The following is an 18,299-nucleotide window of genomic DNA, read 5'->3' as shown; positions in this document are numbered from 1 at the left end:
ACTGCGCCAACAGTCAGAATCTGGCTTTGTCCCTCCTCCTCCCTTCAAGTCCTAGCATACAAGCTGGCTTGCCTGCGATAGCGGTATATCAGTGCCAAATGTAATGGCTGGCACACCCTCATCGCGGGCAAGCCAGCTCCCACACGGGACCGCTTTGCCATAACCAACCTCGCCACCCCTTCACAACCCCTGACTTCCCCGAATCAAGTCATAAGCCTTCCTGGCAATCGGGTTCGCCGTATTCGGCCGAATCCACAAGTAATACGTCACCTCAGGCAGCCGGGGCAGCCCATCCGTTTCCCCCAACACCCGCATATCCGGCCCAAGCATCTCCATACTGCGCGGCGTCACCCCCAACCCCGCCCGGGTCGCCGCCTTGATCCCGATCAGGTTTGACGCCAGATAGGCCTGCCGCCAGGGAATATTCGCCCGCTCCAGCGCCTCCAGCGCATAGCGCCGGTAAATACTCGGCTCATCCACCAGGATCAACGGCAACGGCTCACTCGGCTGGTGAATGTACTGCGCCGAACAGATCCACCACACCGGCGAAGTGCGCAACGCAAACCCCTCAAGGTTCGGGTCGGCGCGCGTGGAAATCACCATGTCCACCTTGCCCCGGTGCAAGTCATCCATCAAAAACGGGCTGCGCCCCACATCGATCTCCAGCCGCAAGCGCGGCGCCGAGCGGGCGATGTGGCTGAGGATCGGCGGCAGGATCGTGTCGGCAATATCGTGCGGCGAACCGATGCGCAGCACCCCGCTCAGGCTGCTTTCGCGCAGGGAATTCAACGCATCGTCATTCAGCGACAGCATCTGCCGCGCATGCCGCAACAGCTGCAAGCCGGGCTCGGTCAGTTGTTTCTGGCGGCCACGTTTTTCAAACAGGCTCACACCCACTTGCTGTTCCAGCCGCTGCATGTGCTGCGTGACGGACGACTGTGTGCGCGCCAAGTGGGTGCCGGCGCCGGCGAAGCTGTGGTGGTCGACCACGGCGATAAAGGTGCGCAGGAGTTCCAGATCAAGGGTCGACATGGCCATTTCCAGAGGCGTTTTATATCAAAGGCGTAAAGTTAAACATTACAGATCCTGATGTGTTGGTGAAATAATTTTTTGTCGAGGCCCGTAAATATTGGGTTATTCCAAAAGCTGAGGTCGCCCTTATGCAGCAAGTTATAACGATATGAGATATTTGCATTTCCGTTGCCCCCGCACTCTCCCTAGCATGCCCCTCCATCAGGTCGGGGTACGCCGATCATTCGCCAGGGGGAAGTCCAATGATGTTCAAGAAATGGTTGCCGGTGGCCCTGGGGTCGATGATTGCATTGGGCGCCAGTGCGGCGGTGCAAGCCGACGCGACGCTGGACAAGATCGAGCAGCGCCATGTGCTGGTGGTGGGCGTGCTGTTGTCCGGCGGCCCCTTCGGCAGCATTGACCCGGCAACCCAGCAACCCAAAGGTTTGAACGTCGACCTGGCCAACGAACTCGGGCGTCAGCTCAAGGCCCAGGTGCAGCTTGTTCCCGTGCTGCCGGCCAACCGCGTGCAGTTCCTGCAACAGGGCAAAGTCGACCTGTTGATCGCCAACATGGAATGGACGGCCGAGCGCGGTGAAATCCTGGGCTTTGTACCGACGCCGTTCTACCGTATCGGCGGCACCGCAGCCGTGCTCAAAGACAGCAAGATCACCCGCTGGGAAGACCTCAAGGGCCAGCCGGTGTGCACCTCCCAAGGCAGCAGCTACGTGAAGCCACTGACCGAGTTCGGCGCCGAAATCAAGGCGTTCAAAAGCTCCTCCGAATCGCTGCTGGCCTTGCGCGGCAACAACTGCGTCGCCGCCGTGCATGACTCCACCCTGATCAACCCGCTGATCAACGACAGCACCGAATGGAAGGATTACCGCGCGATCAGCCCGGAACTCAACCCGGCGCCATCGGTGATCTGGACCCGTCGCGGCGAAAGCGACACCCAGGCCAAACTCGACCCGATCGTCAAGGAACTGCACCGCAGTGGCTGGCTGATCGAGGCCCAGACCCGCAACCGCATCAGCCCGGCGTCACCTGCGTTGGTGGAATTGCAGCAACAGTTCAAAGGCGCCTGAGCATGAACCTGAAAACCTTCACCGCGCTCGGCCTGGCCTTGTGCGCGGGCTTCGCCAACGCCGACGCCACCCTCGACAAGATCCAGCAACGCCACGCCATCAGCGTCGGTGTGATCCTCAGCGGCCCGCCGTTCGGCACCCTCGACCCCAAGACCGGCGAACACCTGGGCTACAACGTCGAGCTGGCCAAAGGCATCGGCCAGGCGTTGGGGGTGGAGACCAAGACCGTCTCGGTACTGGCGCCCAACCGCGTGCAGTTCCTGCAACAGGGCAAGGTCGACATCCTGATCGCCAATATGCAGTTCACCGAAGAGCGTGCCGAGATCCTCGATTACGTGCCCACGCCGTATGAAGAAGTCGGCGGCGCCGCGTTGATTCGCAAGGGTGCAGGCATCAAGCAATGGGCCGACTTGAAAGACAAACCGGTGTGCGTGTCCCAGGGCAGTAACTTCATCAAGCCGCTGCAAGAAACCTATGGCGCGCAGATCAAGGCGTTCCGCAGCCAGTCTGAATCGCTGCTGTCGCTGCGTGGCAATGGCTGCGTGGCCGCCGTGCACGTCAGCCCGACCATGCACGCGCTGCTCGGCGACGCCGAATGGCAAGGCTATGAAATCCCGCTGCCGGGCGACCTGATCCCGTCCAAATCGGTGATCTGGATTCGCAAGGGCGAGCACGACACCCAGGCCAAACTCGACGCCATCGTGCGCGAGTGGCACAAAAGCGGCTTCCTGATCGCCCTCGGCGAGCGCACCGGCATGGCGCCGTCCCAGGCCCTGCGTGACCTGCACGAGCAGTACAGCCATGAGTGAAGCGCTTTTCGCCACCCTGCAACAACTGCTCGGCGCGGGCCATGTGCAAACGAGTGAAGAGGCGGCGCACTACCTGACCGACAAACAGGGCCGCTATACCGGCCAGGTGATCGCGGCGGTGCACCCGGCCACTACCGAAGAAGTGGCGGCGGTGGTGCGCGCTTGTGTGGCCTTGAAGGCGCCGATCGTGGTGCAGGGCGGCAACACCGGGCTGATGGCGGGGGCGACGCCGGACGCCAGCGGGCGTTCCGTGTTGCTGCTGCTCGACCGCATGAACCGCGTGCGCCATGTCGATACCGACAACGACACACTGACGGTGGAAGCCGGTTGCATCCTGCAAACCGTTCAGGAAGTGGCCCGCAACGCCGACCGCCTGTTTCCCCTGAGTCTCGGCGCCGAAGGCAGTTGCACCCTTGGCGGTAACCTCGGTACCAATGCCGGCGGCACCGGCGTGCTGCGTTACGGCAACACCCGCGAACTGACATTGGGGCTCGAAGTGGTGACCGCCGAAGGCGAGATCTGGCACGGCTTGCGTGGCTTGCGCAAGGACAACACCGGCTACGACCTGCGCGATTTATACATCGGTAGCGAAGGCACGCTGGGCATCATCACGGCGGCGACCTTGAAGCTGTTTCCGCTGCCCAAGGCCCAGGCCACCGCGCTGCTGGCCTTTGATGAATTGGCCCAGGCCGTGGCGTTCCTGTCACACGCCCGCGCCGGTTTCGGCGCCAGCCTCACCGCGTTTGAGCTGCTCACCGCCGACTGCCTGGCGTTGCTGCGCGACCAATTCCCGCAAGGCCCACAGCCGTTTAAAACCGCCAGCCAGCCGTGGTTTGCCTTGATCGAACTCTCTGACAACAGCAGCGAAAATCATGCGCGCGAAGCCTTCGAACAGGTGCTGGGCGATGCCTTCGAAAAACAGCTGATCAGTGACGCGTTGATCGCCGAAAGCCTGGCGCAGAGCGAGGCCCTGTGGCTGCTGCGCGAGAACATGAGCGAGGCGCAGAAGCGCGCCGGGCGCAACATGAAGCACGATATCTCGGTGCCGATTTCCCAGGTCGTGGCCTTCGTTGCGCATACCGATGCGCTGTTGCAGCAACATTTTCCCGGCGTGCGCAACTTCACCTTTGGCCATCTGGGCGACGGTAACCTGCACTACAACGTGGCCCATCCGCTGGATTCGACAGTGGAGGCGCACATGGCCCATTACGCCGAACTGAGTGCCCTGGTGCACGACAGCGCCCACGCCCACGGCGGCTCCATCAGCGCCGAGCACGGCATCGGCCAGCGCAAGGTCGGCATGCTCAGCCGCTACAAAAGCCCGGTAGAGCTGGACCTGATGCGCCGCATCAAGCAGGCCCTCGACCCCCACAACTTGCTCAACCCCGGCAAAGTCCTTGAGGTGCAGCCATGACCGTACGCCTGTCCCAACGCGTGCAACGGGTGTCGCTGTCAGCCAATGCCGCGGCCAAATCCCGTGCCACTGAACTGCGTGACGCCGGCCGCGACATCCTCGACCTCACCACCGGCGAGCCGGATTTCGACACGCCGCAGCACATCAAACAAGCCGCCTATGCCGCTATTGCGGCGGGTGCGACCAAGTACACGCCCACGCCGGGCGTCAAGGCGCTGCGCCTGGCGGTGCAACGCAAACTGGTCGAGGAAAATCGCCTGGACTATCCACTGTCGTCCATTGTGATTGCCAACGGCGCCAAACAAATCATCTTCAACGCGTTTGCCGCCACGCTGGATGACGGCGATGAGGTGCTGGTGCCGACGCCGTATTGGCCGTCGTTTCCCGACAGCGTGCGCTTCAATGGTGGTACGCCTGTATTCATCGAATGCGGGCTGGAGCAGGGCTGCAAGTTGCTGCCGGCCCAGTTGGAGCAACACATCACCGAGCGCACGCGCTGGCTGATCCTCAATGGCCCGGGTAACCCGAGCGGCGCGGTGTACAGCGATGCCGAGTTGCGTGAGCTGGCTGACGTGCTGCGCCGTCACCCACACGTGTTGGTCCTGCTGGACGAGCTGTACGAACACATCCGCTTCGACGGGCGCCCGCCGCAAAGCCTGTTGAATGTCGCCCCCGACTTGCTGGACCGCAGCCTGCTGGTGGGCGGCGTGTCCAAGACCTACGCCATGACCGGCTGGCGCATCGGCTTTGGCGCCGGGCCGAAAAACCTCACCGAGGCCATGGCCGTGGTGCAATCCCAATCGACGTCCGGTGCTTCCTCGGTGGGGCAGGCGGCGGCATTGGCGGCCTATAACGGCGGCCTGGGTTTCCTCGCGGAGCAGGTGGCGGCCTATCAGCTGCGTCGTGACATTCTGGTCAAGACCCTGGAAACCGTCGAAGGCCTGGAAGTCCTCACACCCCAAGGCGGCTTTTTCGTCTTTGTGCGTTGCGCCGGGCTGCTGGGGCGTCATCGCCCGGATGGGCTGCGCATCAACAACGACGAAGACCTGGTTGCCTGGCTGCTGGAAGAGGGCGTGGCCGGCGTGGCGGGCAGCGCCTATGGCCTGTCGCCGTGGTTCCGGCTGTCCATCGCCACCGCGACCGAGAGTGTGGCCGAAGCCGGGCGGCGCATCGCGACAGCTTGCGGAAACTTGCAATGATGGAACGGTTTGTCCATTGGGCCGCGGGCATCGGCCTGAACTACAACTTCCTGCTCGATGCCTACCAGCGCGGCACGCTGGTGCAGGGCGCGTTGACCACCGGCTTGCTGTGCCTGTTCACGATTATCGGCAGCCTCGTCGCGGGTATTTCCCTGGCGGCGATGCTCACTTCCGGCAACCCGTGGCTGGCCAAGCCGGCACGGGTGTTTATCGAGGTCACGCGCAATACGCCGACGCTGGTGCAGCTGTACTGCGCGTTTCTGGTGCTGAACATGCTCTTGACCCAGGCGGTCGGCGCGGCCAACCCGCTGACGCCGTTTGCGTGGGTGGTGATCGTGATTTCCCTGCACAAGGGCGCGTTCCACGCCGAAGCCCTGCGCGCCGGCATCGAAGCGGTGCCCGCCGTCACCCTGGAAGCCGCCAGTTCCCTGGCCTTCAGCAGCCGTCAATTATTGTGGAATGTGCAGTTGCCGCTGGCGCTGCGCTTTGCGCTGCCGTCGCTGATCAACAACCTGATCGATCTGGTGAAGATGACTGCCGTGGCGTCCGCCATTGCCGTGGGTGATATCACCTACGCCGCGATCATGATCTGGACCCAGAGCGACAATGTGCTGGAGCTGATGATTTTGATCCTGAGCTTTTTCGGCCTGCTGAGTTTTACCGTCAATTGCGTGGGGCGCTGGCTGGAAGCGCGCCTGAGGATGCCCGGCTATGGCCATTGATTCATTCCCGGTGCTGTCGGCGTTGCTGCAATGGTCGCCGGCGCTGGTGGCCGGCTTTGGCCAGAACATTTTGATCAGCGTGGTGGCGATTGCCATCGGCTCGGTGTTGGGCCTGTTGATTGGCGCGCTGGCACTGTCGCCGGTCGGGATTGTCGCGCGCGTATGGGTGCAGGTGTTTCGCAATGCGCCGTGGCTGGTGTTGATCTACTTCACGACTTACGTGTTCCCGTTCGAAATTCATATCGGCAGCAGCTACGTGTCGTTTCCGGATTGGGTGAAAGTCACTATCGGTTTGGCCTTGCCGGCCAGCGCCAACGTGGCGGAGATCTTCCGGGGCGCCATCGGTTCGATCCCGAGTACGCAGTGGGAAGCCGCACGTTCGTTGGCCTTCACCCGTGGCCAGCTGTTCCGTTCGATCATCCTGCCGCAGTGTTTCAAACGCATGTTGCCGCCGTGGATGAACCTCTACGCGGTGGTGACCATGGGCACCGCGCTGGCCTCGCTGGTGGGCGTGCACGACGTGATCGACACCGCGCAGATCGCCAGCAACACCGTGAACATGACCGGTTTCACCGTGGTGATTTACCTGAGCCTGCTGGTGCTGTTCTTCGCCTATTGCTACCCGATTTCCCGCCTGACCCAACACATGGAGCGCCGTTATGCCTTCTATTGAACCCCTGGTGAGCCTGCGCGATGTGCACCTGTCGTTCGGCACCAACCCGGTGCTCAAGGGCATCGACCTCGACGTGCTGAAGGGCCAGGCGGTGTCGATCATTGGCCCGTCCGGCTCGGGCAAATCGACCATTTTGCGCTGCATTACCGGGCTGTTGCAGCCCCAGCGCGGCAGCATTCGCGTAGGGCAAACCCGGGTCGAGACCCTGGCCCAGGAAGCCCAGCGCATCGAGTTGCGCAAGCGGGTGGGGTTTGTGTTCCAGCAGTACAACCTGTTCCCGCATTTGTCGGTGCTGGAAAACCTGGTGATCGCCCCGCGCAAGGTGCTGGGGCGCAACCGCGCTGACGCCGAGAAAGACGCGCGGGCGCTGCTGGCCAAAGTGCGCATGGAACACAAGGCCGACGCTTACCCCGGCCAACTCTCCGGCGGCCAGCAACAGCGCGTGGCGATTGCCCGCGCCCTAGCGATGCGCCCGGAGTTGATCCTGTTTGACGAAGTGACCTCGGCGCTGGACCCGGAAACCGTCGGCGAAGTGCTGACGGTGATCCGCGAGCTGACCGAAGAGGGCATGACCTGTGTGCTGGTCACCCATGAAATGCGCTTCGCCGAAGAGATCAGCGACGTCGTGTACTTCACCGAAAACGGCGTGATTGTCGAGCATGGCAGCGCCGCGCAGATTTTCCAGAACCCGGCCAGCGAACGCACCCAGACGTTCCTGCGCCATGCGTTGGGCGATACCGGGCGCCGTGGCCCGATCCAGCACGACCCATACCTGTTGACCAATTTGAGCCGTTACAGCCTGTCTGTCTGATAAGAGGAAATGCGTGATGAGTACTGAAAACCGTGCCGACGTGATCGAGGCGTTCCTGCAGCAGATCCGCGTCATCAATCAGCGTGGCGTAGACCGTGCGGCGCTGGTGGAAATCGTCAGCCTGCTGGAAACCCTGGCCGAGCGCCGTGATCTGTTCAACTTTGACGAATTCCCCGCACCGGTGCCGGGGCAGGGCAGCACCGCGTTTCGCTATCGGCTGAACGACGATGGCGATACCCCGACGCTGTACCTGAACTCATTGCTGCCGGGCAAAAGCACTATCGCGCACAACCACGAGACCTGGGCAATCATCAGCGCCATCGAGGGCCAGGAAATCAACTACGTCTACGCGCGCAATGATGAAGGGCGCGAGCCGGGTTTCACGACCTTGAGCCTGGAAAAGGAAGTGATTGTGCAGCCGGGCACGTCGATCTCGTTCCTGGGCGAAGACCTGCATGGCATCAAGGTGGAAGGCGAGCAGGCGACCTTGCATTTCCACCTCTATGGCTTGCCGTTGGAGTCGCTGAACGGCCGGTACGGCGTGGAAGCGGACGGCCGCATCCTCAACTACAACGCCTCGCAGATGGCGCCGTCGATCAAGGCCTACGCCTGACACTCCACATTTCAAATGTGGGAGCGCTTTTTTGTGGCGAGGGAGCTTGCTCCCGCTGGGGCGCGTAGCGGCCCTAACCCCTGCGACTTAATTCCAACTGGAAAAACGCGGTGCCTGTGTTGGGGCTGCTGCGCAGCCCAGCGGGAGCAAGCTCCCTCGCCACAAAAGCCAGTTTCCACAGCATGAGCGGTATTCGTCCAGAGGGGTTTTTATGATTGATCTGTATTACTGGCCTACGGGCAATGGCTTGAAAGTCGGCATCCTGCTGGAAGAGCTTGGCCTTGAATACCGCCTGCTGCCGGTGAACATCCGCGAAGGTGAACAGAAACAGGCCGACTTCCAGCGCATCAGCGCCAACGGGCGTATCCCGGCGATTGTTGACCACCGTACAGCCGCGCCCCTGAGCCTGTTCGAGTCCGGCGCAATCCTCAATTACCTCGCCGACAGCGCCGGGCAATTCCTGCCGCCAGCGGGCAGTGCCGAGCGGCAAAAGGTGCAGGAATGGCTGTTCTGGCAAGTCGGGCATATCACCCCGTACCTCAGCCAGTTGCAGGTGTTCAAGGAGAAGGCGCCCGAGCCGATCCCGTTCGCCCTCGACCTGCTGAACGCCGAAGCCACGCGCCTGTATCGCGTGCTGGAGCAGCGCCTGGCCGAAGTGCCGTACGTGGCAGGCGAATACTCGGTGGCGGATATCGCGATTTTTCCGTGGATTCAGCCGCAACGTCAGGGCCAGGACCTGGCGGATTACCCGCATATCCGCGCCTGGCGTGAGCGAATCAAAGCACGGCCGGCCGTGCAGCGTGCCTATGCCAAGGGTCGCGAAGTGGCGCCGGGCGAGCGTTCGTTGGCGTTGCAGTAACTCTTCTCTTACTTTGTTGGGACTTCCATGAGCCAGACCATCACCCCAAGTCAACTGCAGCAATGGCTGTTCGACGGGCAGGAAATCGCCGTATTCGACGTGCGCGAGCACGGGCAATACGGTGAAGCCCACCTGTTCCACGGGGTGAACCTGCCCTATAGCCGCCTGGAGCTGGAAGTACGCCGCCTGGCGCCCAACCCGCAGGTACGGCTGGTGATTTACGATCAGGACGGCGGTGAAGTGGCGGTGCGCACAACTGAGCGTTTGCACGCCCTGGGTTACAGCCGTGTGCACGTGCTCGAAGGCGGAGCGGATGGCTGGCAGGCCGCTGGCTTGCAGTTGTTTGCCGGGGTGCATGTGCCGTCCAAGGCCTTTGGCGAGTTGGTGGAAGAAGCCAGCCACACGCCTCACATCACCGCCAGGCAGTTGGCCGAATGGCAGGCAAACGGCGAGCCGCTGGTGTTGCTGGACGGTCGGCCGTTCGACGAGTACCGCAAGATGACCATTCCCGGCTCCATCTGCTGCCCGAATGGCGAGCTGGGCTACCGCGTGCATGACCTGGTGCCGGATGACAGCACGCCCATCGTGATCAACTGCGCCGGGCGTACTCGCAGCATCATCGGCGCGCAGACCCTGATCAACCTGGGCTTGAAGAACCCGATCTACGCGTTGGAAAACGGCACTCAGGGCTGGTACCTGGAAGACTTCAAACTGGAACACGGCAGTACCCGGCGTTATGCCGAGCAGGTCAGCACTGACCTGGCGCAGCAGCGGCAGGCCGCCCGGCAACTGGCCGAGCGGGCAGGGGTGGTGAATGTCTCGGCGGACCAGGTGCGCCAGTGGGCCGATGACGCGCAACGCAGCCTGTTTTTGTGCGACGTGCGCACCGCCGAGGAATTCGCCCTGGGCACATTGCCCGGCGCGCAACACACGCCGGGCGGGCAGTTGATTCAGTCCACCGATCTGTATATCGGCGTGCGCCAGGCACGGGTGGTGCTGGTGGACAGCGACGGCGTGCGCGCACCGATTGTGGCCAGTTGGTTGCGCCAGTTGGGGCATGAAGCCTATGTATTGAGCGGCGGCATTGCCAGCGGTCTCGCGCTGCCAGTGTTGCAGCCGGTGGCGTATGCGCCGTTGCCGCTGATCAGTGCCCAGGCTTTGGCGCTGGAGTTGAACGATGTCAACCTGATCGACCTGCGCCCGAGCATGGTGTTTCGCAAGGGGCATATTCCGGGCTCGCAATGGTCGATTCGGTCGCGGCTCAACACCGATCATCGCCCGTTGGTGGTGGTGGCGGATGATCCGGCGTTGGCCGCTTTTGCTGCCCAAGGGCTGGGAGCGAGGCTGCTGGACGACGGTTTCGCCGCCTGGGCAGCGGCTGGCCTGCCCGTCATCGAAGACCCGCAAATCCCGCCGGATTCACAGTGCATCGACTTCCTGTTCTTCACCCACGACCGCCACAGCGGCAACAAGGACGCCGCACGCCAGTATCTGGCCTGGGAAATCGGCCTGCTGGCGCAGATGAGCGCGGCGGAAATCGCCAGCCTCAAGCCGCTGACGGCGCCGTCGCGCGTACGCACCCGATTGATCCATGCTGCGCGCACTGGAAAAGGCCAGGGCGGCCGCGCGGTGAATGTGCCGGTGACCCGTTTGAGCACCGTGCTGTTCGATAACCTGGCGCAAATGCGTGACACCCGTGCCCGTCGTGACAGTGAGCGCGTGCTCAGCTACGGCGCGCGGGGCAACCCGACGTCCCACGCGCTGGAAGACCTGGTGACCGAGCTGGAAGGTGGCTATCGCACGCGCCTTTACGGCACCGGCCTCGCGGCGGCAGCCCAGGTATTCCTGGCGTATCTGCGCCCCGGCGACCATGTGCTGATCACCGACGCGGTGTATTCGCCAGTGCGCAAACTGGCTCGCGAATTCCTGCAACCGTTTGGTATCGAAGTCAGCTATTTCGCACCGGATGGCCAAGGGCTGGAAGCGCAGTTGCAACCCAACACTAGACTTGTTTACGCAGAAGTACCGGGCTCGCTGCTGTATGAACTGTGTGATTTACCGGCGATTGCGGCGCTGTGCAAACCGCGCAATATCCTGCTGGCCGTCGACAACACCTGGGGCTCGGGCTACCTGTACCGCCCGCTGGGGCTGGGCGCCGACATTTCCATCATGGCGCTGACCAAGTACCTGGGCGGTCACAGCGATGTGATGATGGGCAGCGTGTCCACCACCGAAGCGGCCTGGCCGGCGCTGGGTCGGATGAGCGACACCTTCGGCAACGCCGTGAGTGCCGACGACGCCTACCTGATCCTGCGCGGCGCCCGCACCCTGGCGTCCCGGCTGGATGTGCACGAGCGTCAGGCGCTCGAAATCGCTCAATGGTTGCAGGCGCAGCCGCAGGTCAAACGCGTGTTCCACCCGGCCTTGCCCGGGCATCCGGGACATGCGTTGTGGCGTCGGGATTTCTCCGGCAGCAATGGCTTGTTGTCGTTTGAGTTGAGCAGCCTCGACCCCGCTTACCTCGAGCGTTTTATCGATGGTTTGCAGTTATTCGGCTTGGGCGCTTCGTGGGGTGGCTATGAAAGCCTGGTGACTGTGGCGGATACGCAGGACCGTGACAGCGCGGCGGATCGCTCGCTCAATCCGGTGGTACGCCTGCATATTGGTCTGGAGGATGTGGCGGCGCTGATTGAAGATTTGCAGCGCGGGTTTGCCTTGGCTGACTGAGTGAGGGTCGCTCCCACGTCCTGTGGGAGCGATCAACCGGTCAGTGTTTGACCGGGGTTGGCAGCGTCACGAGGTTGACGTAGCCGTCCCAGAATTTCTTCTGGTCCACGCCGAACACCACTTTGGCTTTCTGCGTGCCCACCGGTGCGCCTTTCTTGTAGCCCAGCGCGCGGCCGTAGTCGGCGCCGAAGGTGGCATCCACATCGACCCACAAATCGCGGGATTCGGTGACGATCTCCGGGCTGACGAGGAACAGCGCCGGCAAGCTGTCCCACGTGAAGCTGTGGTAGCCCGGGTCCTTGTCGAACAGCGGCCCGAACTCATGCTTGTACAAGTCGGCAATCGCGCCTGGCTTGGCGATTACACGCTGGTACACCGACTTGTCGAAAGTGACTTTCTCGCACACGTCGTTGGGGAAAATCACGTGTTCTATCGGCGAGCGCAACACGATCTTCGCGGCCTCCGGGTCGAACCACCAGTTGAATTCCGCCGCCGGCGTGGTGTTGCCCGGAATCTCCAGCGCGCCGCCCATGTACACGATGCGCTTGATCAGCGGCACGATGTCCGGCGCCGAGCGAATGGCCAGGGCGATGTTGGTCAGTGGGCCGACCGCCAGAATCGTCACCTGATGCGGGTTGGCACGCACGCTTTGCACGATGAACTGCGCGGCAGTTTCGCTGCGCAATTGGGTGTGAGTCGCCAGACCATCCGGGGGCGCGATCAACTGCGACGGCGAGGTCGGGCGAGGGTTTTTGAACGCCCCCGGCCAGCCTGAGCCGAACAACGATTTTTCCGCCTCATAGGTGGCGTAGTCATGCAGCAGCGGGTAGGCGGCGCCCGAGTAGACGCCCACCTCTTTCTCCACGCCCATGCGTTCCACGGCCTTGAGAGCGTCGACCTGTTCCTGGTCAACCCAGGCATTGCCGCTGACCAGCGTCATGCCGAGCAGCTCGATGCGTTTTTGCGCATGCAGCTGGGCCAGCATGATGAAGGCCTGGCCGTCATCGTTGAGCACGTTGAAGTCGGTGTCGAAAATGACTTTCTCAGCCGCTTGCGCCGTGCCTGCACACAGGCCGACGGCGACAAGCAGCGCGCAGCTTTTCAGGAAACCTTGCATGGTGATTCATCCGAAAAATTATTGTTGTTAACGGTTCACCAGTTTCGCCGGCAAGGCGATGACCAGGAAGCTGCTGAGGATCAGGCAGCCGGCGAAAAACCACAAGGCACCGGCGCTGCTGCCTGTGACGTCGATCGCAACCCCCATCAACGAGTTGCTGACCAAGCCGGCAATATTCGCCACCGAACAGGCCAGGGCAAAGCCCGTGGCGGCGGCGGTGCCTTTGAGAAAGGTCGCCGGCAGGCTGAAAAATACCGGCACCGCGCCGATGATCGCCGCCGAGGCAATCGCGAACAATGCCACGGTGGCCGCAACGTTGTGGGTAAAGAAGGTACTGGTGGCCATCGCCGCCGCGCCGATGAAAAACGGCACGATGATGTGCCAGCGGCGCTCGCGGTGTTTGTCGGAGCTGGCGCCGATCAGCAGCATGCCCAGCAGTGCTGCGACGCTTGGCAAGGCGGTAAGAATGCCGATATGGAAGGTGTCGGTCACCCCGGCGTTGCGGATGAAGGTCGGCATCCAGAAGCCCATGGCGTAGGCGCTGAGCAGGATCGAGAAGTCGATACCGCCGAGCATCCACACTTTGAGGTTGAAGAAGCCGTCGCGGAAGCTGTGCTTGCTGCCGGTGGCGTCGGCCTCGTCCTTGCGCAGCTCGCTTTCCAGCAGGGATTTTTCTTCGTCAGACAGCCATTTGGCTTGCTGGAAGCTGTTGGGCAGCGCCCAGAAGGTCAGTACGCCAAGCAACACGCTGGGCACCGCTTCGATCAGGAACAGCCACTGCCAGCCGCGCAGGCCGCCGACGCTGTCAAAGTGGGCCATGACCCAACCGGACAGCGGGCCGCCGATCACGCTGGAGAGCGGCAGGCCGATCATGAACAGCGCGATGATCCGCCCGCGACGGTGGGTGGGGAACCAGGTGGTCAGGTAATACAGAACCCCCGGCAAAAAGCCCGCTTCGGCGGCGCCCAGCAAAAAGCGCAGGATGTAGAACTGGGTGGTGGACGTGACCAGCATGGTGCAGGCCGAGAGCAGGCCCCAGGTGATCATGATGCGCGCGATCCAGATCTTCGCGCCGACCCGCTCCAGCACCAGGTTGCTTGGCACTTCAAAGAGGATGTAGCCGACAAAAAACAGCCCGGCGCCAAGGCCGAACGCGGTTTCGCTGAAGTGCAACTGGTCGAGCATCTGCAGCTTGGCGAAGCCGATGTTGATGCGGTCCAGGTAGGCGGCCAGGTAGCAGAAACACAGGAACGGAATCAGCTTCCAGGTGATCTTGTGGTAGAGCGTGTTGACGGGGTCGGCGACCGAAGTCGCGGGCGCTGCATTCGCAATGGGCATCGGGTGTCTCCTGGCGGTGACTTATGGTTTTTATACAGCCGCTTTTGTTCCAGCACTTCGGAGTGCTGTCAAAGCGACTTCCAAAGGCAGTGTCAGAAGACTGGGAGCTGCGCCGGTTTTTTATTGTGGGAGCTGGCTTGCCTGCGATGAGGGCATGTCAGGCAACAAGGATGTTGCTGACCCACCGCTATCGCAGGCAAGCCAGCTCCCACCTTTAACCGGGGGCGGCTCACAGTTTTGGGCAGGACCACGCTCTTTGTCGTGATTCCTGGTGAATCCTTATTGCTCCCTGAACGAACTCATCGCCTCCTGCTTGCTCACCACGTCGCCATACTTGCTGTCGATATCGAACAAGTTGGCTTCATGGGGCGCCGGGTGCCGGTCGCCGACGCACTCGCGCACGACGATGGTGCGAAACCCGTGTTGCACCGCATCCACGGCGGTGGCGCGGATGCAGCCACTGGTGGAGCAGCCGGCCAGCACCACGGTGTCGATGCCCTGAGCGTGCAGCATCGGGGCCAGACTGCTGCCGAAAAACGCGCTGGCGTACTGCTTGGTGATCACCACTTCATCGGCTTGCGGCAAGACTTCTGTGCAGAATGCCGCGAGCGGGTTGCCTTCGACCATGTCCTTCATCACCGGGGCCTTTTTGACCCAGATACCACCGTCGGCGAAATGGCCGGGATGGTAGCGGATATTGGTGTGCACCACCGCAATCCTGTGCTGGCGGGCGCAGGCCAGCAGCTCGACGCTTTCGGCCACGGCGCTGACCACCCCCGGCGCAAACAATGGCGCGCCTTCGGTGGTATAGCCCTGCATGAAATCGATCATCAGCAGCGCCGCCTTTTTGCCGAAGCCGATGCGGTTGCCCCATACGCCCTGGTAGTTGGCGTCGGCGGATTGTTCGGTCATCATTTCAACCCCTCAATTTTGAATAATGCAGGTACCTTGTGGCAAGCCCGCTCGCCACAGGCAGGGTGTTCCTCCAGATTCACTTCAGTAAGCGCCGGAAAGCAGGGCGCCGGCACCGGGCACGATAGGCTCCAGGTCCAACGCCTTGAGCATCGCGTAAGTAGTGGCGATGGCGGCGGTGAGCACCGGCTTGCCGGTTTGCGCTTCGACCTTGGCCACCACCGGCAGCGACTGCATCTGCACGCAGGCCGAGAGCACAATCACATCGACGCCTTCCAGGTTCATCCCGGCGACGATGGCGGGCAGGTTGGCGGGGTCGTGGCGGGCGACTTCGAGGTTGTCGGGGATTTCCAGCGCGCGCCAGTCCACCACTTCAAAGCCTTCTTCGCGGATGTAATTGACCACCAACTCGGTCAGCGGCTTCATGTACGGCGCAACAATGGCGATGCGCTTGGCACCCATCACTTTCAAACCTTCGATCAGCGCGCCGGCGCTGGTGATCACCGGCGCATTTGCATCATTGTCGGCGGTGGCTTTGCGCAAGCGCTGCTCGGAATTGCGGTGGTAACCCAGCCCCATGGCCATGATCGCTACCAGGCAGGCGTACCCCAACACATCCACCTTGGCGTCGGACAACTCGACGGCGCAGCGGTCGGACTCGCCGTCCATCGCCGCGAGTTCTTCCTTGCGCACCTGCTTCATGCGCATGCGGCTGGAGTGAAAGGTGAAACGTTCGGGGCGAATCGCCTGGCGCGCGGTGAGCATCGCCGGGATCTCGGTTTCCATGGTGGTGTTGGAGCTCGGCACAATTTGGCCGATGCGGTAAAGCTTCTGCATGGTGGTGTCCTTATTCTTGTGTGAGGAAGTCGCCGAGGGCGTGGAAGAAACCATCGAGGTCATCCCAGGGAATCATGTGCCCGGCGTTCGCAACGCGTGCGACCTGAATGTTTGGTTGCAGGTTCTGGATCTCGGCCACGTCTTCATCGAGGATCACCCCGCCACGCCCGGCGATCATCAACAGGGCAGGGGCCTTGAGGTGGGGCAGGTCTTGGTGGAAGTCGACGCTGTGGAAGTCATTGAAGGCGCGCACGATGGCGGGCTCATAACAGGTGTGCAGCCATTCGGCGCGTAGTTGCAGTTGTTCTTCGGTCCAGGTGGCGCAGAAGGCACGCATCGCCTCTGCGTCCATGCCGATGAGCGACTGGCGGATCGAATCGACGTACCACGGCAATTTGCTCGGGTATTCACGGCGGCCCGGGCCGGACACCGGTGGGTCGATCAGCACCACGCGATTGACGCCCCGGGGGTGTTTGGCGGCGCTGCGCGCGGCGAACCGTGCGCCCATGGAATGGCCCATCAGGTGGTAACGGTCGAGGTTGAGCGCCTCGGCAAAAGCGCCGATGTCATCGGCACAGGTGTCCGCGCTGTAATCCAGCTCGGGGCCGGTGGACGACAAGCCGCGACCGCGCACATCCAGCACATAGGTATCGAACTGCGCGCCCAGGCGTTCGGCGACAAAGCCCCAGGTAATCGCTGGGCTGGTGATGCCCGGAATCAGGATCAGCGCCGGGCCCTGGCCGCCGTAGCGCAAGTAATGCTGACGGATGCCATTGGCTTGCACGTTGCCGCCGTAAAGAAAGGTGCTCACGCGGCCACCCCCGATTTCAGTTGTTGGGCGTAGAGGTCGTAGCCATAAACCCAGTCAGGGTCTTCCTGGGTACGCAGCCAGGTGTTGGCGTTTGAGACCGCCTGCACGCGGGAGGCGCGCTCCTTGCGGTTGGCTTCGTAAAGCTCGAACGCGGTGCGGTAGTCGCTGATGCCGGTTTCCTGCAGGCAGCGGGTCAGCATGGCGGCGTCTTCGATGGCCATGCCGGCGCCCTGGGCCATGTGCGGTTTCATCGGGTGGCAGGCATCGCCCAGCAACACCAGGCGGCCACGGCTCCACAGCGGCAACGGGTTGCGGTTGCGCAACGGCCATTTGGTCACGCTTTCGGTGGATTCGATCAGGGCCTGCACGGTGGGGTGGTAACCCTTGAAGGCGTCGAACATCTCTTCGCGGCTGCTGTCGACGAAGGCGCCCTGGAAGTCCCATTCGGCATGGGGTACGCCGGTGACGTAGTAGTACTCGTCGCGCTTGCCGGTGGTGTAGTAGACCATCATGTGGCGGTCTTCGGTCCACCACTTGATGCAGTCTTCGAACTTGAGGTCGTACTTGGCCAACTGGTCGCCACGGATCAGCGCGCGGTGCGCGACCCAACCGCTGTACAGCGGTTTTTCCACCCCCAGCAGTTCCTCGCGGATCTTGGAGTTGATGCCGTCGGCGCCGATCACAATATCGGCGTAGGTCACCTCGCCGTCGGCAAAGGTCAGGCGCACCTGGGTGTCGGTTTCTTCAAGGGTTTCCAGGCGCTTGTTGAAATGCAGGGTGCCCGGCTTGAGGGTCGACATCTGCAGGGCATGCAGGTCGCCACGGTGCACGGTGATGTAGGACGCGCCGTAGCCGGTGAGAGGGATGCGGGAGAGGTAATCGCCGCTTTCGCCGCAACGGCTGAACCAGTGCTCGGGGTGCGAGCCCATCAGATCCAGCTGCTTTTCGATGCCCATGCGGCGGAAGATTTTCATGATGTTGGGGCCCATGTGGATCCCCGCACCCAGCCGCGAGAACTCCGGCGCCTGCTCATAGACGTCGACGTCGAAGCCGGCTTGTTGCAGCAAGGTGGCGGCGGCGGCGCCGCCAAGGCCGGCGCCGACAATGGCGATTTTCTGCGTGCTTCCCATGGGGCGTAATCCTCTGTCTTTGTGATTTTCGGCGGCGTCTGTCCGCAAGGTTTTTAAAGTGTATACGCTCATTTTTTGAAATGGGAAGCCCGTGTTTATAAAATTTATTTTTGGCTGCATTTGTCCTGTGTAACGCTGAGTAGCCTTTAAATATTGGCTTTGTGTGGATTGGTAACGTTTTGGCTCGGCGCTTGCAGTCCGCCTGCAATTCAGGTCTTATCGTCAGTAATT

At 62.2% G+C, this 18,299-nt stretch carries 17 protein-coding genes; 10 read left to right on the top strand and 7 right to left on the bottom strand.

What is annotated here, in order from left to right:
* Positions 1-180: 180 nt before the first annotated feature.
* The gene (locus tag AB4P94_RS22900; RefSeq protein WP_395607596.1) at positions 181-1,032 is read right to left on the bottom strand and encodes a LysR substrate-binding domain-containing protein; all 852 of its coding nucleotides are present in this window, start codon (positions 1,030-1,032) and stop codon (positions 181-183) included.
* A 242-nt stretch (positions 1,033-1,274) separates the two neighbouring features.
* Between AB4P94_RS22900 and AB4P94_RS22895 the strand changes: the two genes are divergently transcribed.
* From AB4P94_RS22895 to metC, 10 genes are all read left to right on the top strand, one after another.
* Positions 1,275-2,096 carry a transporter substrate-binding domain-containing protein gene (locus tag AB4P94_RS22895; protein WP_395607595.1) on the top strand — a complete coding sequence of 274 codons (822 nt, stop codon included), beginning with the start codon at positions 1,275-1,277 and terminating at the stop codon, positions 2,094-2,096.
* Between the two features lie 2 nt (positions 2,097-2,098).
* On the top strand, positions 2,099-2,905 hold the full coding sequence (locus AB4P94_RS22890; protein ID WP_395607594.1) for a transporter substrate-binding domain-containing protein: 807 nt from the start codon (positions 2,099-2,101) through the stop codon (positions 2,903-2,905).
* The gene (locus AB4P94_RS22885) at positions 2,898-4,319 is read left to right on the top strand and encodes an FAD-binding oxidoreductase (protein WP_395607593.1); all 1,422 of its coding nucleotides are present in this window, start codon (positions 2,898-2,900) and stop codon (positions 4,317-4,319) included. Before AB4P94_RS22890 ends, AB4P94_RS22885 begins: the two co-directional genes overlap by 8 nt.
* A complete protein-coding gene (locus tag AB4P94_RS22880) occupies positions 4,316-5,518 on the top strand; it encodes an aminotransferase class I/II-fold pyridoxal phosphate-dependent enzyme (RefSeq protein WP_395607592.1) in 1,203 nt (400 codons plus the stop codon). The genes AB4P94_RS22885 and AB4P94_RS22880 overlap by 4 nt, the downstream gene beginning before the upstream one ends.
* A complete protein-coding gene (locus AB4P94_RS22875; RefSeq protein ID WP_395607591.1) occupies positions 5,515-6,240 on the top strand; it encodes an amino acid ABC transporter permease in 726 nt (241 codons plus the stop codon). Before AB4P94_RS22880 ends, AB4P94_RS22875 begins: the two co-directional genes overlap by 4 nt.
* Entirely contained in the window at positions 6,230-6,913 is a 684-nt protein-coding gene (locus AB4P94_RS22870; protein WP_395607590.1) for an amino acid ABC transporter permease, read from the top strand. Before AB4P94_RS22875 ends, AB4P94_RS22870 begins: the two co-directional genes overlap by 11 nt.
* Positions 6,900-7,724 (top strand): amino acid ABC transporter ATP-binding protein, encoded by an 825-nt coding sequence (locus AB4P94_RS22865; protein WP_395607589.1) that lies wholly within the window; start codon positions 6,900-6,902, stop codon positions 7,722-7,724. The genes AB4P94_RS22870 and AB4P94_RS22865 overlap by 14 nt, the downstream gene beginning before the upstream one ends.
* Positions 7,725-7,740: 16 nt before the next feature.
* On the top strand, positions 7,741-8,337 hold the full coding sequence (locus AB4P94_RS22860; protein ID WP_395607588.1) for a cysteine dioxygenase: 597 nt from the start codon (positions 7,741-7,743) through the stop codon (positions 8,335-8,337).
* 211 nt (positions 8,338-8,548) lie between these two features.
* On the top strand, positions 8,549-9,196 hold the full coding sequence (locus AB4P94_RS22855) for a glutathione S-transferase family protein (RefSeq protein WP_395607587.1): 648 nt from the start codon (positions 8,549-8,551) through the stop codon (positions 9,194-9,196).
* A 27-nt stretch (positions 9,197-9,223) separates the two neighbouring features.
* Complete coding sequence (metC, locus tag AB4P94_RS22850) at positions 9,224-11,923, top strand: cystathionine beta-lyase (RefSeq protein ID WP_395607586.1); 2,700 nt, start codon at positions 9,224-9,226, stop codon at positions 11,921-11,923.
* Positions 11,924-11,963: 40 nt separating this feature from the next.
* Here the strand turns inward: metC and AB4P94_RS22845 are convergent, their stop codons facing one another.
* The 6 genes from AB4P94_RS22845 to AB4P94_RS22820 form a co-directional block, all read right to left on the bottom strand.
* The gene (locus AB4P94_RS22845; protein ID WP_395607585.1) at positions 11,964-13,040 is read right to left on the bottom strand and encodes a nucleoside hydrolase; all 1,077 of its coding nucleotides are present in this window, start codon (positions 13,038-13,040) and stop codon (positions 11,964-11,966) included.
* Between the two features lie 27 nt (positions 13,041-13,067).
* Positions 13,068-14,378, bottom strand: coding sequence for an MFS transporter (locus AB4P94_RS22840; RefSeq protein WP_395607584.1), 1,311 nt, complete (start codon positions 14,376-14,378; stop codon positions 13,068-13,070).
* Positions 14,379-14,657: 279 nt separating this feature from the next.
* A complete protein-coding gene (locus tag AB4P94_RS22835) occupies positions 14,658-15,290 on the bottom strand; it encodes an N-carbamoylsarcosine amidohydrolase (RefSeq protein ID WP_395607583.1) in 633 nt (210 codons plus the stop codon).
* Positions 15,291-15,374: 84 nt separating this feature from the next.
* Entirely contained in the window at positions 15,375-16,127 is a 753-nt protein-coding gene (locus AB4P94_RS22830; RefSeq protein ID WP_078742271.1) for an Asp/Glu racemase, read from the bottom strand.
* A gap of 10 nt (positions 16,128-16,137) precedes the next feature.
* A complete protein-coding gene (locus tag AB4P94_RS22825) occupies positions 16,138-16,938 on the bottom strand; it encodes an alpha/beta fold hydrolase (RefSeq protein ID WP_395607582.1) in 801 nt (266 codons plus the stop codon).
* Positions 16,935-18,068 (bottom strand): FAD-dependent monooxygenase, encoded by a 1,134-nt coding sequence (locus AB4P94_RS22820; protein ID WP_395607581.1) that lies wholly within the window; start codon positions 18,066-18,068, stop codon positions 16,935-16,937. The genes AB4P94_RS22825 and AB4P94_RS22820 overlap by 4 nt, the downstream gene beginning before the upstream one ends.
* Between the last annotated feature and the right edge of the window lie 231 nt (positions 18,069-18,299).

This window comes from Pseudomonas sp. B22129 (assembly GCF_044218875.1).
Taxonomy (GTDB): Bacteria; Pseudomonadota; Gammaproteobacteria; order Pseudomonadales; family Pseudomonadaceae; genus Aquipseudomonas.
This window is presented reverse-complemented; position numbering and strand designations above follow the sequence as displayed.

Bases quoted from the DNA above. Each gene is read 5' to 3' on its own strand.
- AB4P94_RS22900 (WP_395607596.1), bottom strand. From the start codon at position 1,032: ATGTCGACCCTTGATCTGGAACTCCTGCGCACCTTTATCGCCGTGGTC.
- AB4P94_RS22895 (WP_395607595.1), top strand. From the start codon at position 1,275: ATGATGTTCAAGAAATGGTTGCCGGTGGCCCTGGGGTCGATGATTGCA.
- AB4P94_RS22890 (WP_395607594.1), top strand. From the start codon at position 2,099: ATGAACCTGAAAACCTTCACCGCGCTCGGCCTGGCCTTGTGCGCGGGC.
- AB4P94_RS22885 (WP_395607593.1), top strand. From the start codon at position 2,898: ATGAGTGAAGCGCTTTTCGCCACCCTGCAACAACTGCTCGGCGCGGGC.
- AB4P94_RS22880 (WP_395607592.1), top strand. From the start codon at position 4,316: ATGACCGTACGCCTGTCCCAACGCGTGCAACGGGTGTCGCTGTCAGCC.
- AB4P94_RS22875 (WP_395607591.1), top strand. From the start codon at position 5,515: ATGATGGAACGGTTTGTCCATTGGGCCGCGGGCATCGGCCTGAACTAC.
- AB4P94_RS22870 (WP_395607590.1), top strand. From the start codon at position 6,230: ATGGCCATTGATTCATTCCCGGTGCTGTCGGCGTTGCTGCAATGGTCG.
- AB4P94_RS22865 (WP_395607589.1), top strand. From the start codon at position 6,900: ATGCCTTCTATTGAACCCCTGGTGAGCCTGCGCGATGTGCACCTGTCG.
- AB4P94_RS22860 (WP_395607588.1), top strand. From the start codon at position 7,741: ATGAGTACTGAAAACCGTGCCGACGTGATCGAGGCGTTCCTGCAGCAG.
- AB4P94_RS22855 (WP_395607587.1), top strand. From the start codon at position 8,549: ATGATTGATCTGTATTACTGGCCTACGGGCAATGGCTTGAAAGTCGGC.
- metC (WP_395607586.1), top strand. From the start codon at position 9,224: ATGAGCCAGACCATCACCCCAAGTCAACTGCAGCAATGGCTGTTCGAC.
- AB4P94_RS22845 (WP_395607585.1), bottom strand. From the start codon at position 13,040: ATGCAAGGTTTCCTGAAAAGCTGCGCGCTGCTTGTCGCCGTCGGCCTG.
- AB4P94_RS22840 (WP_395607584.1), bottom strand. From the start codon at position 14,378: ATGCCCATTGCGAATGCAGCGCCCGCGACTTCGGTCGCCGACCCCGTC.
- AB4P94_RS22835 (WP_395607583.1), bottom strand. From the start codon at position 15,290: ATGACCGAACAATCCGCCGACGCCAACTACCAGGGCGTATGGGGCAAC.
- AB4P94_RS22830 (WP_078742271.1), bottom strand. From the start codon at position 16,127: ATGCAGAAGCTTTACCGCATCGGCCAAATTGTGCCGAGCTCCAACACC.
- AB4P94_RS22820 (WP_395607581.1), bottom strand. From the start codon at position 18,068: ATGGGAAGCACGCAGAAAATCGCCATTGTCGGCGCCGGCCTTGGCGGC.